At 60.4% G+C, this 13,214-nt stretch carries 14 protein-coding genes and 2 pseudogenes; 8 read left to right on the top strand and 8 right to left on the bottom strand.

Annotated elements, in window-relative coordinates:
* Window positions 1-146: 146 nt before the first annotated feature.
* From PY649_RS23815 to PY649_RS23835, 5 genes are all read right to left on the bottom strand, one after another.
* Window positions 147-680, bottom strand: a complete 534-nt coding sequence (locus PY649_RS23815; RefSeq protein ID WP_285871234.1) for an NUDIX hydrolase — start codon at window positions 678-680, stop codon at window positions 147-149.
* Between the two features lie 4 nt (window positions 681-684).
* A complete protein-coding gene (locus tag PY649_RS23820) occupies window positions 685-1,698 on the bottom strand; it encodes a LacI family DNA-binding transcriptional regulator (RefSeq protein ID WP_285871235.1) in 1,014 nt (337 codons plus the stop codon).
* 257 nt (window positions 1,699-1,955) lie between these two features.
* Complete coding sequence (locus tag PY649_RS23825) at window positions 1,956-2,603, bottom strand: protein-L-isoaspartate(D-aspartate) O-methyltransferase (RefSeq protein WP_285871237.1); 648 nt, start codon at window positions 2,601-2,603, stop codon at window positions 1,956-1,958.
* Between the two features lie 35 nt (window positions 2,604-2,638).
* Window positions 2,639-3,073, bottom strand: a complete 435-nt coding sequence (locus PY649_RS23830; RefSeq protein WP_285871239.1) for a CBS domain-containing protein — start codon at window positions 3,071-3,073, stop codon at window positions 2,639-2,641.
* A 178-nt stretch (window positions 3,074-3,251) separates the two neighbouring features.
* On the bottom strand, window positions 3,252-3,479 hold the full coding sequence (locus PY649_RS23835) for a hypothetical protein (protein WP_285871241.1): 228 nt from the start codon (window positions 3,477-3,479) through the stop codon (window positions 3,252-3,254).
* Window positions 3,480-3,615: 136 nt separating this feature from the next.
* On the opposite strand from PY649_RS23835, the pseudogene PY649_RS23840 reads away from it, so the two are divergent.
* From PY649_RS23840 to PY649_RS23850, 3 genes and pseudogenes are all read left to right on the top strand, one after another.
* Window positions 3,616-3,783, top strand: a pseudogene (locus tag PY649_RS23840) (MgtC/SapB family protein); the annotation flags it as partial.
* Window positions 3,784-4,058: 275 nt separating this feature from the next.
* Window positions 4,059-4,349 (top strand): BON domain-containing protein, encoded by a 291-nt coding sequence (locus PY649_RS23845; protein WP_285871242.1) that lies wholly within the window; start codon window positions 4,059-4,061, stop codon window positions 4,347-4,349.
* Window positions 4,350-4,364: 15 nt separating this feature from the next.
* On the top strand, window positions 4,365-4,511 hold the full coding sequence (locus PY649_RS23850; RefSeq protein WP_285871243.1) for a hypothetical protein: 147 nt from the start codon (window positions 4,365-4,367) through the stop codon (window positions 4,509-4,511).
* A gap of 16 nt (window positions 4,512-4,527) precedes the next feature.
* On the opposite strand, the gene PY649_RS23855 is transcribed toward PY649_RS23850, so the two are convergent.
* Both PY649_RS23855 and PY649_RS23860 read right to left on the bottom strand, forming a co-directional pair.
* On the bottom strand, window positions 4,528-4,806 hold the full coding sequence (locus PY649_RS23855) for a hypothetical protein (RefSeq protein WP_285871244.1): 279 nt from the start codon (window positions 4,804-4,806) through the stop codon (window positions 4,528-4,530).
* Window positions 4,807-4,852: 46 nt separating this feature from the next.
* Window positions 4,853-5,176, bottom strand: a complete 324-nt coding sequence (locus PY649_RS23860; RefSeq protein WP_349644443.1) for a hypothetical protein — start codon at window positions 5,174-5,176, stop codon at window positions 4,853-4,855.
* Between the two features lie 98 nt (window positions 5,177-5,274).
* Between PY649_RS23860 and PY649_RS23865 the strand changes: the two genes are divergently transcribed.
* Complete coding sequence (locus tag PY649_RS23865; RefSeq protein ID WP_285871246.1) at window positions 5,275-5,436, top strand: hypothetical protein; 162 nt, start codon at window positions 5,275-5,277, stop codon at window positions 5,434-5,436.
* Between the two features lie 66 nt (window positions 5,437-5,502).
* On the opposite strand, the pseudogene PY649_RS23870 reads toward PY649_RS23865, so the two are convergent.
* A pseudogene (locus tag PY649_RS23870) lies at window positions 5,503-6,794 on the bottom strand (dicarboxylate/amino acid:cation symporter).
* 219 nt (window positions 6,795-7,013) lie between these two features.
* On the opposite strand from PY649_RS23870, the gene PY649_RS23875 reads away from it, so the two are divergent.
* The 4 genes from PY649_RS23875 to PY649_RS23890 all read left to right on the top strand — a co-directional run bounded on the left by PY649_RS23875 (window position 7,014) and on the right by PY649_RS23890 (window position 13,184).
* Window positions 7,014-8,891, top strand: a complete 1,878-nt coding sequence (locus tag PY649_RS23875; RefSeq protein ID WP_285871247.1) for a sensor histidine kinase — start codon at window positions 7,014-7,016, stop codon at window positions 8,889-8,891.
* A complete protein-coding gene (locus PY649_RS23880) occupies window positions 8,888-10,273 on the top strand; it encodes a sigma-54-dependent transcriptional regulator (RefSeq protein WP_285871248.1) in 1,386 nt (461 codons plus the stop codon). The genes PY649_RS23875 and PY649_RS23880 overlap by 4 nt, the downstream gene beginning before the upstream one ends.
* 153 nt (window positions 10,274-10,426) lie before the next feature.
* Window positions 10,427-11,572 carry an HlyD family secretion protein gene (locus PY649_RS23885; protein WP_432761396.1) on the top strand — a complete coding sequence of 382 codons (1,146 nt, stop codon included), beginning with the start codon at window positions 10,427-10,429 and terminating at the stop codon, window positions 11,570-11,572.
* Between the two features lies 1 nt (window position 11,573).
* Entirely contained in the window at window positions 11,574-13,184 is a 1,611-nt protein-coding gene (locus PY649_RS23890; RefSeq protein ID WP_285871250.1) for a DHA2 family efflux MFS transporter permease subunit, read from the top strand.
* Window positions 13,185-13,214: the final 30 nt, after the last annotated feature.

Below are 13,214 nucleotides of genomic sequence, written 5' to 3' on the forward strand. Positions count from 1 at the left end.
GATGCCCGCAAGCCAAAACTGTTACAAGCCAATCAATTGATCAACAACGGGGGAATCGTTCCCGTACATGAACTCCGAGGTGAAGAGCGCCGGTCGTATTCATCGCGATCAGCCGCAGCCTTGGATGGGCGCGGGTGAAGCGAACGCTACTTCTTCGCTTTTGTCCGCCTGAGCTTGCGGTCGGCAATCAGAAAAAGGCCCTTGAGTTCCGGTTCGCGCACACGGCTGGCAGCTTCGATGAAAGAGACCCATTCGATACGGCGCTGCCCTCTTTCCGGAAAGTTCTCGCAGATCTTTTCGACCTCGAGAAGGTGCAGTTGAACGACGCAGGGGACGCGATTGCCGTCGACAAGCTGCTTCAGGTAGGTGAAATAGCCCAAGGGCTTCTTCTTGATCTTGCCGCGCACCCCGGCTTCCTCGAAGGCCTCTATCGCTGCAACTTCGTGCGGCTTTTTCCCCTTTATTGGCCAGCCCTTGGGAACAATCCAGCGCCCGCTTTCCCGGCTGGTGACAATGAGCACTTGCGCCGCGCCGAGATCGGGATGTTTCCGATAGCAGATCGCTGCATATTGCTCATATATCGGACCGTGAAACAGCGCATCCGCATGGGAGGCAAGCTCAGACAGAAATCTGTCCGATCCTCCGGAGAATTTCGCCCGCCCTGAGATCAGAGGTGCCATGTCCTCAACCACCCCTGATCGAGCTGCGCCATACGAGATCGGCATGGAGGCGGATGGCGGATGTCCGTCCTTCCGAGTTTGCGACCGGCCCGCTTTCGAGCCAGGAGACCGCCTCCCGGGCGATGGTGGCGAGCGGCTGGGCAAATGTCGTCAGTTGATAGGATGCCCAAGAGGCCTGTTCGATGTCGTCGAAACCGGCGACACAGAGCTGGTCGGGAACAGAGATAGAAAACTGGTGGCGGGCGGCATCCATGAAACCGCAGGCAAGCAGGTCGGTCGCGCAGAAGACGGCATCCGGCCGCTGGTTCCGGGTGAGAAGCCGCTGCGCAAGAACCCTGCCGCTCTCATAGCCGGTCCAGCCATAACGCTCGACGACTACATCCAGGCCATGCGCCCTGGCCGCAGCAACGAAGCCGTTCTCCCTTGCCATAAGGCTTGGCGTGCCTGCTTCCGAATTGGCGAAGGCCAACTTGCGGCAGCCGGCACGAAGGAAGGCAATCAGGATGCGGCCGGCGGCCTCTTCGTCATCCAGATTGATCCGCAAAGGTCCGTCCTGCTCGTCGTCGCGATTGATCAATACCAGGCGCTGACCGCTCTTCAGGCAAAGCTGCGCGATGGACTTGTCGGGCATCCCCGAGAGAATGATCGAGGCGTCGGCGCGATAGTGGATCGCCTGGCGCAGCGCCAGGTCGACACTGCCGTCCGAGAGATCGGTGTTGACGAGCATGGCAATCTTGCCGCTGTGCTGCAGTTCCTGCGTCAGCACCTTAATCATGCCGGAGCGATGAGGCGTGGCCAAGTCAGACACGATCAGGCAGACGATGCCGCTTTCGTTGCGCATCAGCCCGCGAGCGAGATGATTGACGTGATAGCCTAGTGCGTCGGCTGCTTCGAGCACCTTCCGTCGTGTCTCGGGCGACACGCTCGCTCCCGGCGTAAACGTGCGCGAAACGGCCGAGCGGGAGACCCCTGCGCGATCAGCCACTTCCTGTGCGCTCACGAACACTTTCTGTGACACGCCAATCTCCTACCCGCCAGCGACTCCGCCCAATGTTTGCAATTGCGTGCACTATCCTCTGAGCCGCCGCGGTGACAGTTTTATGAAGAAGGCTGTTGATGGGCGTCGTTGGGGCGTGCGGCATTTGCACGCGATTGCAAGGCTTCCACGATGTGCAAGGGAGGAGATAGGAATGGGTGATTGGCGCAGCGTGCCCCTCAGTCGCGCGGAACAAGCTTGATCTCGGCGTTGCCGGCTTTGTGGTCGAAGCGCTGTGATCAGCTATAGTCTTCGGCTCCACGCCGCTCGCTGATCAGCGGCACGAAAATCACGGCGCCGAGATTTTGGGTGGCAAAATCATCCGGGCCTTTCCGCAGGATTTTCAGAAGCGTCTGCCTGCTCTCCTCCGGTCCCACCGGGATGACGAGCCGACCGCCGATCGCCAGCTGCTCTTTCAGGGCCTGCGGCACTTCCGGGGCGGCGGCGGAGACGAGGATGACATTGAAGGGCGCCGCTTCCGCCCACCCCCTCGAACCGTCCCCACAATGCAAATCGACATTGTCGTAGCCGAGACGGTGCAGTCGTTCTGCCGCTCCCGCCGCCAGAGAGGCGTGGCGCTCTACGGCAATGACATGAGCGGCTATGCGGCTGAGGATCGCTGCCGCATAGCCGAGCCCCGCGCCGATTTCGAGAACAGTATCGGTGGACTTGACTTCGGCCGCCTCGATCATCAGCGCGACCATGTAGGGTTGCGAGATCGTCTGCCCCTGGCCTATCGGCAGGGGGCAGTCGTTATAGGCAAACATCTCGAAGCCCTTCTCGACGAACATTTCCCGTGGCACCCGGCGCATAGCGTCCAGCACTGCCGGGTCGCGAATGCCGCGACCGGCGATCTGCTTTTCCACCATGCGAAGACGTCCGTGCATCGTCGGCTGTCTCCACGACCGAAACATGCCCAGGTTTACGTCGTTTGGCTATGCTCGCCCCCGTGGCGTGAAATGCTCTTCAGCGCTTCGCTGGCTGCACCATTGCCTTGGGCTACGGCGATGTCGCCGAGCGACAGGATACCGACCAGCCGCTTGCTATGATCCAGCACGGGCAGACGCCGAACCTTGATGTTGCCCATGTTGCGGCAGACCTCATCGATCTCCTGATCGTCGAAGCAATATTTGACTTCCGATGTCATTACGTCGCGGACCTTCGCGTCCGGGCCTCTGCCTCTCGCGATGCCGCGAATGGCGATATCACGATCGGTGATCATGCCGACCAAACGATCGTGGTCGCCGACAGGCAGGATGCCGGCATCGAGATCCGCCATCGTCCGGGCGGCCTGCAGGATGGTCTCGTCGGGATTGGTGATGCGCACATCGTGCGTCATGGCGTCTCGAACTTTCATTGGTTCCTCCATGATCGGACGCTCGTGTCCGCGCTTTCGCCGCGGGACACATCCTTGCAGCGAGCTTAGATCGGGCGGCGCCCGGCTCCCCATTGGTCGCAGCACCCTCTTTTGAGGGCCTGTTACAACAACAAGCGAAGCGCCGATCTGTTCCAGACCGCGCCGCGGATATTCGAAATTACATCTCGAATTCGTCGTCTTCACGGGGCGAAAGCATATCGACAAGCTCAGCCACCTTGCCGGTCGGCAACGTCCTGCCCTCGCCAATCAGCGCCTCATCATTATTGACCCAGGCCCAGGCCTCCGCGAGCTCCCCCAGCGTTGCCCCAGTCGCGGAGACATCCGCCATCAGGGCCTTATCGATGGGTCCGAGAACGGAGATAATATCTTTTGCGGTCATCGTCATGCGCATTCTCCTGAAATCTCATTAGCAGTCGGGCTATCGGCAGAGGCCCTTTCATCTCCTTGGAGACGGAACGAAATCCCTCTAGCTTTGTTCCGGCATTCGAGGGCGGCCATGAAACGGATGTGAGGACGGTGCGATGCCGAGTACGATGATCGAGATCATGCCCTTGAAACCGACATGGTTGGAGATCGCCATATGCATCCTATTGGTCATCGCCGCCGGCGGGCTGACCGGCCTCAATCGCGAGGCCGGCGGACATGCCGCCGGGTTTCGGACGACCATCCTCGTCGGGTTGGCGGCATGCGAGCCAGGCACGGACGATTCACGCTCGGCTGACACTGCAGATTGTGAAAGGCAGCGTATGGAAGCCTTGGACACTGCCGCCGGCCGGATCGCGGAGGCCGTGAGGGCTTCGCGACCGCGTCACACGATGCGCAATGCCACGGTGCTGGCAATCGGCGGTCTGGCGGGCTTTTTGCTCCGTGGAGTTCTGACGGGTCGATAAGCGGTCAAAGGCAGACATGGAACCTTATGGCGTTTTGCTTGTTGCACTTCATGAGCTAACGGAGGGAGGGCGTCATGCAACGCCATCGCAAAGAACATAACGCCGAGATCGGGAGAAACCCGTTCAAGCTCTCCCAAACGCAGTGGCGGCCGGATGCAGAGATCCTCGCGGAGATTCATGAGAGATTGAATGGAGACCCACTGCTGAATGCCGCCAGCATCTTCGTTTCCGTCAGCAGCGGCCGTGTCCTCATCGAAGGATCGGTCGAAAACGACGAATCCAAGCGACGGGCTGAAACGCACTCCCGTCAGGTGAGCGGCATCAGCGGTCACGACAGCAATCTCTGCATCCGCAGGCCGCGCTAGGAAGCGAAGGCAGACATGCGCGCATTGCTGATCATCATACTGGCATTGATGGTGGGCTCGATTCTCAGCCTCGTCGTCATCAAGCCGTATGTGACCGGCGGCAACAATCAAAACTCGACCATCGCCCAGAAGACGATCGAGCAGCCGGAGCCGAAGCCATAAGACTATCACCCCGCAATTACTTGGCTTGCGGCGTGTTGTTTTCTTGCGTGTCCGGCCCGTCGCCGGGCGGTATCACGGGTGTCTTGCCGTCACGCGGCGCTGGCTTTTCCAACCCATTGTCACCGGTCGCCGGTGGTTTTAGGACACCGCCGCAATCGGAAAGTTCTTGACTGGTGCTGCCCTGAGAACGCGGCGCCGTTTGCTTGCCCTCAGTCTGGCTGTTGCTACCCGGTCCCGTACAGCGGTCGCTGTTTGGCATCTGTTGTGCGGATACGATTTCTGGAATCGCGATCATCAGCGCTGCGATGAGCAAAAGCCGCGCATTTGGCCGGCACGATGTTTCAGATCTGCGTGGAGATGATGGTGTCGACACCGATCGTGCCGCTGACGACACCACGCTCGTGATGTGTCCTGCCATTGTCTACCTCGATAACGGTATAGAGTTTCTCGTTGCGGAAAACGCTCGCCATGACGGTCGTCTTGTCTTCCGCCGGCGCAGCGTCGATGTCCATGAAGTCCAGCTCGCGTTCGGCTGCGACAATGCGGGCATCGCCAGGGGTGCGGGCTGCGACCAGCACTTCCCCATGTGATTTCGCGCCCAGCCAATTGGGATCGGCGGCTGCAGCGATTGGAACCAGCCGATAAAGCTTCATGCTCTCGTCCATGCCGTTCTCCATCGTTGAGAGTGAGGAGCCGCAGACCGGATGGATGGGAAGCTCGCCTGCCATTTCATCGGCCATGGAGAGAAAACGGAAAAATCTCCATGTTCTTCAGCACCATCACGTCCGTTTGGCACGGCTTGCAGCTCTTTTGGCTAACGTCCGGTGGCCGCCGATGTTCCGGCTTAATTCAAGGCTCCGATCTCATGGCGATGAAGGTGTTCACGGATCAGATGTTCGACTTTTCAATCTGCAAGCCGACCTGAAATTGAAAAGGGCCTCCCGTGAGAGGGAGGCCCTTTTGGCATCTTCAGACAGTAGTCGTGGCGCCGTCATTCGGCAGGTTGCAACGCCGGCGTGTCAAAGTCGCTGGTCAATTGCCCGGCCATGGCAGCGGCGAATTTCGACCGATCGAGTTCATTTTCCCAGCGTGCGACAACGACGGTCGCCACGGCATTGCCGACGAGATTGGTCAGCGCGCGGCATTCCGACATGAAGCGGTCGATACCGAGGATCAGCGCCATGCCGGCGATCGGAACCGAGGGGATGACGGAGAGTGTGGCGGCAAGTGTGATGAAACCGGCGCCGGTGATGCCCGCAGCACCCTTCGAACTCAACATTGCCACCAGCAGCAACAGGATCTGGTCACCGAACGTCAGCGGCGTATCGGTCGCCTGGGCGATGAAGAGCGCTGCCAACGTCATGTAGATATTGGTGCCATCAAGGTTGAAGGAATAGCCCGTCGGAATGACGAGGCCGACGACGGAGCGCTTGCAGCCGGCGCGTTCCATCTTGTTCATCAGGCCGGGCAATGCGGCCTCCGAAGAAGACGTGCCGAGCACCAGCAGAAGCTCTTCCTTGATGTAGCGGATCAGCGCCAGGATCGAGAAGCCGTTATAGCGGGCAACAGCGCCAAGCACGACGAGCACGAACAGTATCGACGTCAGATAGAAGGTGCCAATCAGGAATGCCAGGTTGGCGATCGCGCCAATACCGTATTTGCCGATCGTGAAGGCCATGGCGCCGAAAGCGCCGATCGGCGCGAACTTCATCAGGATGGACACCATACGGAAAATTGGCGCCGTCAGCACCTGCAGGAAATCCAGTATTGGTCGGCCGCGTTCGCCGACAGCGCCGAGCGCGATGCCGAAGATCACCGAGAAGAACAGGACCTGGAGAATATCGCCCTTGGCGAAGGCGCCGACGATGGTGTCCGGGATGATATTCATCAGGAAGCCGACGACCGTGGCGTCATGTGCCTGTGCCGCGTAGTTGTTGACGGCCTTTGTGTCCAGCGACGCCGGATTGATATGCATGCCGGTGCCCGGTTGCAGGACGTTCGAGACGATGAGGCCGACGATCAGTGCAAGCGTCGAGAATACGAGGAAATAGAGGAGTGCCTTGCCGACCACGCGGCCGAATTTCTTCAGGTCCGACATGCCGGCGATGCCGGTTGCCACCGTCAGGAAGATGACCGGCGCAATGACCATGCGCACCAGTTTGATGAAGGCGGATAGAAATGTCCGAGCAGAATACCCGCGGCAATAGCTACAAGGACCTGCACATAGAGATGCCGGTAAAAGGCGACTTTGCCGTGTGTCTCGGCGGCTTCGGGTATAATCATGATATCCTCCGTTATGCCCAACCGATCCCTCGGCCCTCCGGGCAACGACCAATCTTCAACAGCCTTCGACTGTTTGGCGGATCGTTGCAACAGACGTGCCAGACGAAGGAATTCCTCATAGTATTTTGATTCAAAATCATATTTTATAACGGTGCGCTGTTTGGGTCTCCATATCTGTGCGGCAATCCGCACATATTGAATTGCAGCGCGCGCGAAATCATGCACAATGCACCCATGCTGCAGCGGCCGGCCACGGAACGATTTTCGACGCCTGAGCAACTGGGTCGGCGCTCTCGCCGTGTCTGGTTGGTCTTTGCCATTTTCTGCGCGATCGTCGTTGCGGCCGCGCTCTATGGCGCAGGCGTTTACGGCCGCGCGACCGCGATCGAGGCGTTGCAGGTCCAGGGTCGCACCGATGCGAACCTGAAGGTAGCGCTGCTGCGAGCCGTCCTCGAACGCCCTCGCGCCTTGCCGCTGCTATTGGCGGACGACCAACAGGTGCGCGATGCGCTCGCCGCGGCAAAGGGCGATGCCGTCGCCACGCTCGATCGCAAGCTCGAAAGCCTCGTGTCCGGCACCAAGGCCTCCGTACTCTATGTCACCGGCAAGGACGGCGTGGCGATAGCATCGAGCAACTGGCGCGAACCGCTGAGCTTCGTCGGCAACGACTATTCCTTCCGCGATTATTTCCGCCGGGCGATGGAGACGGGAACTGCCGAACATTTTGCCCTCGGCAACATCAGCAACCGCCCGGGCCTCTATATTTCCCGTCGTGTCGGCGATGCGGATGCGGCGCTGGGCGTCGTGGTCGTGAAGATGGAGTTCGACCAGCTCGAAGCCGATTGGCGTGAAGCCGGCCGTCCTGCCTACGTGACCGACGAGCACGGCATCGTCCTGATCACCAGCATTCCCTCCTGGCGCTTCATGACGACATCCCCGTTGTCGGGCGACAATCTCGCCGCTATCCGCAAGAGCCTGCAATTTGGCGATGCGCCTCTGACACCTCTGCCGATCGCCCGGCCGCAAGCCATCGGTCCGGATACCGCTATCGTGCGCGCGGTCCTGCCCGGCAGCAGCGCTGCGGAATATATGCGCCTGACGACACCGGTTCCTTCGACACCCTGGCAGTTGGACTATCTCATCCCGACGGACCAGGCGATTTCCGCGGCCGTCCGCGAAGCGCGCTTCCTCGCGCTAACCGTGCTGGTACCCGTCCTGGCGATTGCTGCCTTCCTGCTGAGGCGCCGCCACGTTTCCGCGATGCAGATCGCAATCAGCAGGATCGCACGGGAAGAGCTGGAACGGCGGGTATTGGAGCGAACCGAAGATCTGAGCCGCGCCCGCGATCGTCTGGAGGCCGAGATTGCCGACCACCGGACGACGGAGGCGAAGCTGCAGATCGTGCAGCAGGAACTGGTGCAGGCCAATCGTCTCGCAATTCTCGGCCAGGTCGCGGCCGGAGTCGCCCACGAGATCAACCAGCCTGTCGCAACCATCCGAGCCTATGCCGACAACGCTCACATCTTTCTGGAACGAGAACAAATTGCACCGGCAAAGGAAAACCTCACCTCCATAGCGGCCCTGACCGAGCGGATCGGCACCATCACCGAGGAGTTGAAGGCGTTCGCTCGCAAGGGGCGAAGCGCGCCGGAACCGGTGGAACTCAGAAGCGTCATCGAAGGCGCGGTTATCCTGCTCAAAAGCCGCTTCGCCGGTCGGCTCGATGCCTTGGCGATCGATCTTCCGCCCGCCGGGCTGAAGGTTATCGGCACGCGCGTTCGGCTCGAACAGGTGCTCATCAATCTCTTTCAGAACGCGCTCGAAGCATTGGAAGGCCGCGATCAGGCAAGAGTTGAGGTTTCGGCGCGGGACATTGACGAGAGCGTTGAGGTCATCGTCTCCGACAATGGTCCCGGCATTCCGCCGGCGGTCCTCCATTCACTGTTCACACCCTTCAACACGTCGAAGGAAAAGGGTCTCGGCCTTGGCCTCGTCATCTCCAAAGATATCGTCGCCGACTATGGCGGCCGCATCGATGTTGAAAGCTGCAACACCGGCACCCGTTTCACCATTCATCTGCGCAAGGCGATTTCATGAGCGATGTTTCCCCGGTCTTCCTCATCGACGACGACAAGGACTTGTTGAAGGCGACGAAACAAACGCTTGAACTTGCCGGCTTTTCTGTCTCTGCCTTCCCCTCGGCGGCAGATGCGCTCGGCGCGCTGGACGCCGGTTTTGCCGGCGTGGTCGTCTCCGATATCCGCATGCCGCAAATGGATGGGCAGCAGCTCTTCAGCCGCGTCAGAGAGCTGGATGCGGACCTGCCTGTCATCCTGGTCACCGGCCATGGCGATATCCCAATGGCGGTCAAGGCGATCCAGGACGGCGCTTATGATTTCATCACCAAACCCTTCGCCACCGATCGATTGGTGCAAAGCGTGCGGCGGGCAGCGGAAAAGCGGCGCCTTGTTCTGGAAAACCGCGCCCTTCGGATTGCGGCCGAACAGGCGCAGGGCGATCTGCCGCTGATCGGCCAGACGCCTGCCATAGAGCGGCTCCGCCACACGCTGCGACAGATTGCGGATACGGATGTCGATGTGCTGGTGACCGGCGAGACTGGCAGCGGCAAGGAAGTGGTCGCAAGCCTGCTGCATCGCTGGAGCCGGCGAGCGGCAGGCAATTTCGTCGCGCTCAATTGCGGAGCCCTGCCCGAGACCGTCATCGAGAGCGAGCTTTTCGGCCACGAGCCAGGTGCCTTCACCGGTGCACAGAAGAAACGTGTCGGCCGCATCGAACATGCAAGCGCCGGCACACTGTTCCTCGATGAGATCGAGAGCATGCCGCCGGCAATACAGGTGAAGATGCTGCGTGTTCTGGAGATGCGTGAGGTGACGCCGCTCGGTACCAACGAGGTGCGCCCAGTTGACCTCCGCGTCGTTGCGGCGGCGAAGGTCGATCTTGCCGATCCCCGCCAGCGTGGCGATTTCCGTGAGGATCTCTATTACCGTCTCAACGTCGTCACCATCTCCATTCCACCGCTGCGCGACAGGCGTGACGATATCCCCCTGCTCTTCGGATATTTCACCGATCGCGCCGCCAGCCGCTTCAAGCGAGACGTACCCGCCATTTCGGCCACTGTGCGCCGCCACTTGCAGAGCCACGACTGGCCGGGCAATGTTCGCGAGCTTTCGCACTTCGCCGAGCGTTTCGTCCTTGGCCTGGAATCGGCGGCAGGCCCAAACCCGAGCGAAGTCCCCTCTGCCTATGCAACACTGTCCCTTCCCGCCCGCGTCGAGCGCTACGAGGCCGACCTCATCCGTGAGACGCTCGCTCAAAACGCGGGTGATGTGCGCCGCACAATCGAGGCCCTCGGCATCCCCCGGAAGACCTTCTATGACAAACTCCAGCGCCACGGTATCGTCAGGGGAGATTTTGCGGGTTTGGACGGAGATGACCGGCGAACGCCCGTTGGGGGCTAACCGGGCCCCGCGACCTCGGTAAATCCTGTGTTGGAGGCTGGCATCCGGCACTGCGACAAAACCGCCATGCTCCGACCCTGATCAAAGCCGTCAGGAACTGATCCTCCATCGAAACGTTACCGATGCTGTGGCCAACAATGTGTGAGTTGTGCCGTGGTCGATGATCAGCGTGTCGCTCCGAAAAACAGCCAGACCGAACCTCGGATTGAACGTATCCGCCCGGGCGATGATCAGCAGACTGACCGGACGGAGGAAAAACGTCCGTCCTTTGTCCGCCGCCATCCTTTCTGGGTCTTGCTCGGCGTTGTGATTCTCGCCGCCCTTGTCGCCGCCGCGTGGCTCGGCTGGCTGATCTATTTCCATCCCTATGAAACGACCGACGATGCCTTCATCGATGCGCGCAGCTTCTCGCTCGCCATGAAAGTCTCCGGCTATGTCTCCGAGGTTCCGGTGACCGACAACCAGCATGTCCAGACCGGCGATGTCATCCTGAAGATCGATCCGCGCGATTACCAGATCGCCCTCGACCAGGCCAATGGACAGGTGAACGTGGCAAGCGCCGCGGTCGCAAGCACCGGCGCCCAGATCGACGCCGCAACCGCCGCGATCGATGTCGCAAAAGCCCAGCAGAACTCGGCATCGGCAGCACTGCAATATGCTCAGGAGCAGGCCACGCGCCAGCAGCAATTGGTCAAGAGCGGCTCCGGCAGCCTACAAGCGGTGCAGCAGGCCGAATCGACCCTGCTGCAAAGCCAGGCAAGCCTGGCGCAGGCGGCAGCAAACATCACCTCGGCGCTGAAGAACAAAGCGGTTGCCGAAGCCCAGAAGACAAGCGCCGTCGCCAGCCTGAGCCAGGCCCAGGCGCAGGCCGAAGAAGCGCGGCAGAACCTGAAATACACGACGATCGTCGCGGCCCAGCCCGGTCGTGTCGTCCGCCTCACTGGCGCCAAGGGCCAATATATCGAAGCCGGGCAGGCAATCTCGCTGTTTGTCCCCGACGAAGTCTGGATCACCGCCAACTTCAAGGAGACGCAGTTGACGGACATGCGGCCTGGGCAGCCGGTGGATGTGACGATCGACGCCTATCCGGATCATAAACTGCACGGCAAGGTCGCCTCGGTCCAGCCCGGCTCCGGCACCGCGTTCTCGTTGCTTCCGGCCGAGAACGCGACCGGTAATTACGTCAAGGTGACGCAGCGCGTGCCGGTGAAGATCGTCGTCGACAACTGGCCTCCCGATCTATCGATCGGCCCCGGCATGTCCGTGGTCCCAACCGTCACCGTCCGGCCGAGGCATTGACATGAGTAGCGCGAGCACAACCGCCGGCGGAGCGAACCCAGCCGCCGCCGCTGCCACCAATCCATGGCTGATCGCAATCGTCGTTTCTCTTGCGACTTTCATGGAAGTGCTGGACACGACAATCGCCAATGTCGCCTTGCGCTATATTTCGGGAGGTCTCGCGGTCAGCGCGGACGAAGCCTCCTGGGTTGTCACGACCTATCTCGTTTCCAATGCTACCGTTCTGGTCGCGAGCAGCTTCATCGCCGAACGATATGGCAGGCGGCGCTTCTATCTCTCTTGCCTCGCGATCTTCACGATCGCCTCCGTTCTTTGCGGACTGGCGTGGAACCTTCAATCGCTTCTCATCTTTCGCATCATCCAGGGCTTTGCCGGCGGCGGCATGGTGCCGACGTCGCAGGCGATCCTCGCCGATGCGTTTCCGCCATCCAAACGCGGCCAGGCCTTCGCGCTGTTCGGCGTGGCGGTCGTTGTGGCGCCCATAGTCGGTCCGACGCTCGGCGGCTATCTCTCGGATAATTTTTCCTGGCACTGGTGTTTCCTGATCAACGGCCCGGTCGGCGTCTTTGCCTTCATCCTCGTCTATTTTCTGGTGGAGAGATCAGAGGAAATGCGCCGAAAGCGGCAGGAGCTCCGCAGGCAAGGCATCCGCTTCGATCTTGTCGGTTTCCTGCTTGTGGCAACGTTTCTCGGTTCGCTCGAACTCGTTCTCGACCGCGGTCAGACGGAAGACTGGTTCGATTCGAATTTCATTATCGCCATGACGGCGCTTTGCGCGCTGGCCTTTGCTCTGGCGACCCCTTGGGTGCTAACGAAATCGAACCCGATCATCGACGGTCGGCTGCTTGGAACCCGCCAGTTCGGATCCTGCTTCATCGTCATGATGGCGACCGGCGCGATCCTGATTGCCACGACGCAATTCCTTCCGCAGGTCCTACAACAGAATTACGGGTATACCGCCACCTGGGCCGGCCTTGCGCTGTCGCCGGGCGGTTTCGTCACCATGGTCATGATGTTCGTTTCCGGTCGCCTGACGACGGTGGTCCAGCCGAAATACATGATCGCCACTGGTGCAGCGATCATTGCGGGCTCGATGTGGTGGCTGACACAACTTAGCCCCGGTCTCAATTTCGCGTTCTTCGTCTGGTCTCGCTTGTATATCGGATTGGGCCTGCCCTTGATCTTCATCGCAATCACATCGGCATCCTATTACGGTTTGCGGCCGAACCAGACCAATCAGGCCTCCGCCATGATCAACGCCGCCCGCAATATCGGCGGCTCAATCGGCGTATGCATCGGGTTGAACGTTCTAGCGCATCGCCAGCAGTGGCATCGCAGCCGCCTCGTCGAACATATCATCCCGTCCTCACCGGCCTACCACGACACGCTCCAGACCATGACGCGCTATTTTGCCGAGAAAGGTGCGACCATGGCAGAGGCGCAAGCGCAGGCAAGGGCCTGGATCGGACAACAGGTCCAGACACAATCGACCTTTCTCGCCTATATCGACGTTTTCTACGTGCTTATGCTGATCGCGCTCTCAGCGATCCCGCTTGCGCTGATCCTCAGCAATGTCGATCTCAAAGGAGGCGGAGGCGGCGGAATGCATTGAACGAAAGCCGAATGGGTTGCGCTGAACCAA

The organism is Rhizobium mayense (assembly GCF_030272705.1).
GTDB lineage: Bacteria > Pseudomonadota > Alphaproteobacteria > Rhizobiales > Rhizobiaceae > Rhizobium > Rhizobium mayense.

Coding starts and splice junctions, on each gene's coding strand:
- PY649_RS23815 (WP_285871234.1), bottom strand. CDS start 680: ATGGCACCTCTGATCTCAGGGCGGGCGAAATTCTCCGGAGGATCGGAC.
- PY649_RS23825 (WP_285871237.1), bottom strand. CDS start 2,603: ATGCACGGACGTCTTCGCATGGTGGAAAAGCAGATCGCCGGTCGCGGC.
- PY649_RS23830 (WP_285871239.1), bottom strand. CDS start 3,073: ATGAAAGTTCGAGACGCCATGACGCACGATGTGCGCATCACCAATCCC.
- PY649_RS23835 (WP_285871241.1), bottom strand. CDS start 3,479: ATGACGATGACCGCAAAAGATATTATCTCCGTTCTCGGACCCATCGAT.
- PY649_RS23845 (WP_285871242.1), top strand. CDS start 4,059: ATGCAACGCCATCGCAAAGAACATAACGCCGAGATCGGGAGAAACCCG.
- PY649_RS23850 (WP_285871243.1), top strand. CDS start 4,365: ATGCGCGCATTGCTGATCATCATACTGGCATTGATGGTGGGCTCGATT.
- PY649_RS23855 (WP_285871244.1), bottom strand. CDS start 4,806: ATGATCGCGATTCCAGAAATCGTATCCGCACAACAGATGCCAAACAGC.
- PY649_RS23860 (WP_349644443.1), bottom strand. CDS start 5,176: ATGGACGAGAGCATGAAGCTTTATCGGCTGGTTCCAATCGCTGCAGCC.
- PY649_RS23865 (WP_285871246.1), top strand. CDS start 5,275: ATGTTCTTCAGCACCATCACGTCCGTTTGGCACGGCTTGCAGCTCTTT.
- PY649_RS23875 (WP_285871247.1), top strand. CDS start 7,014: ATGCACAATGCACCCATGCTGCAGCGGCCGGCCACGGAACGATTTTCG.
- PY649_RS23880 (WP_285871248.1), top strand. CDS start 8,888: ATGAGCGATGTTTCCCCGGTCTTCCTCATCGACGACGACAAGGACTTG.
- PY649_RS23890 (WP_285871250.1), top strand. CDS start 11,574: ATGAGTAGCGCGAGCACAACCGCCGGCGGAGCGAACCCAGCCGCCGCC.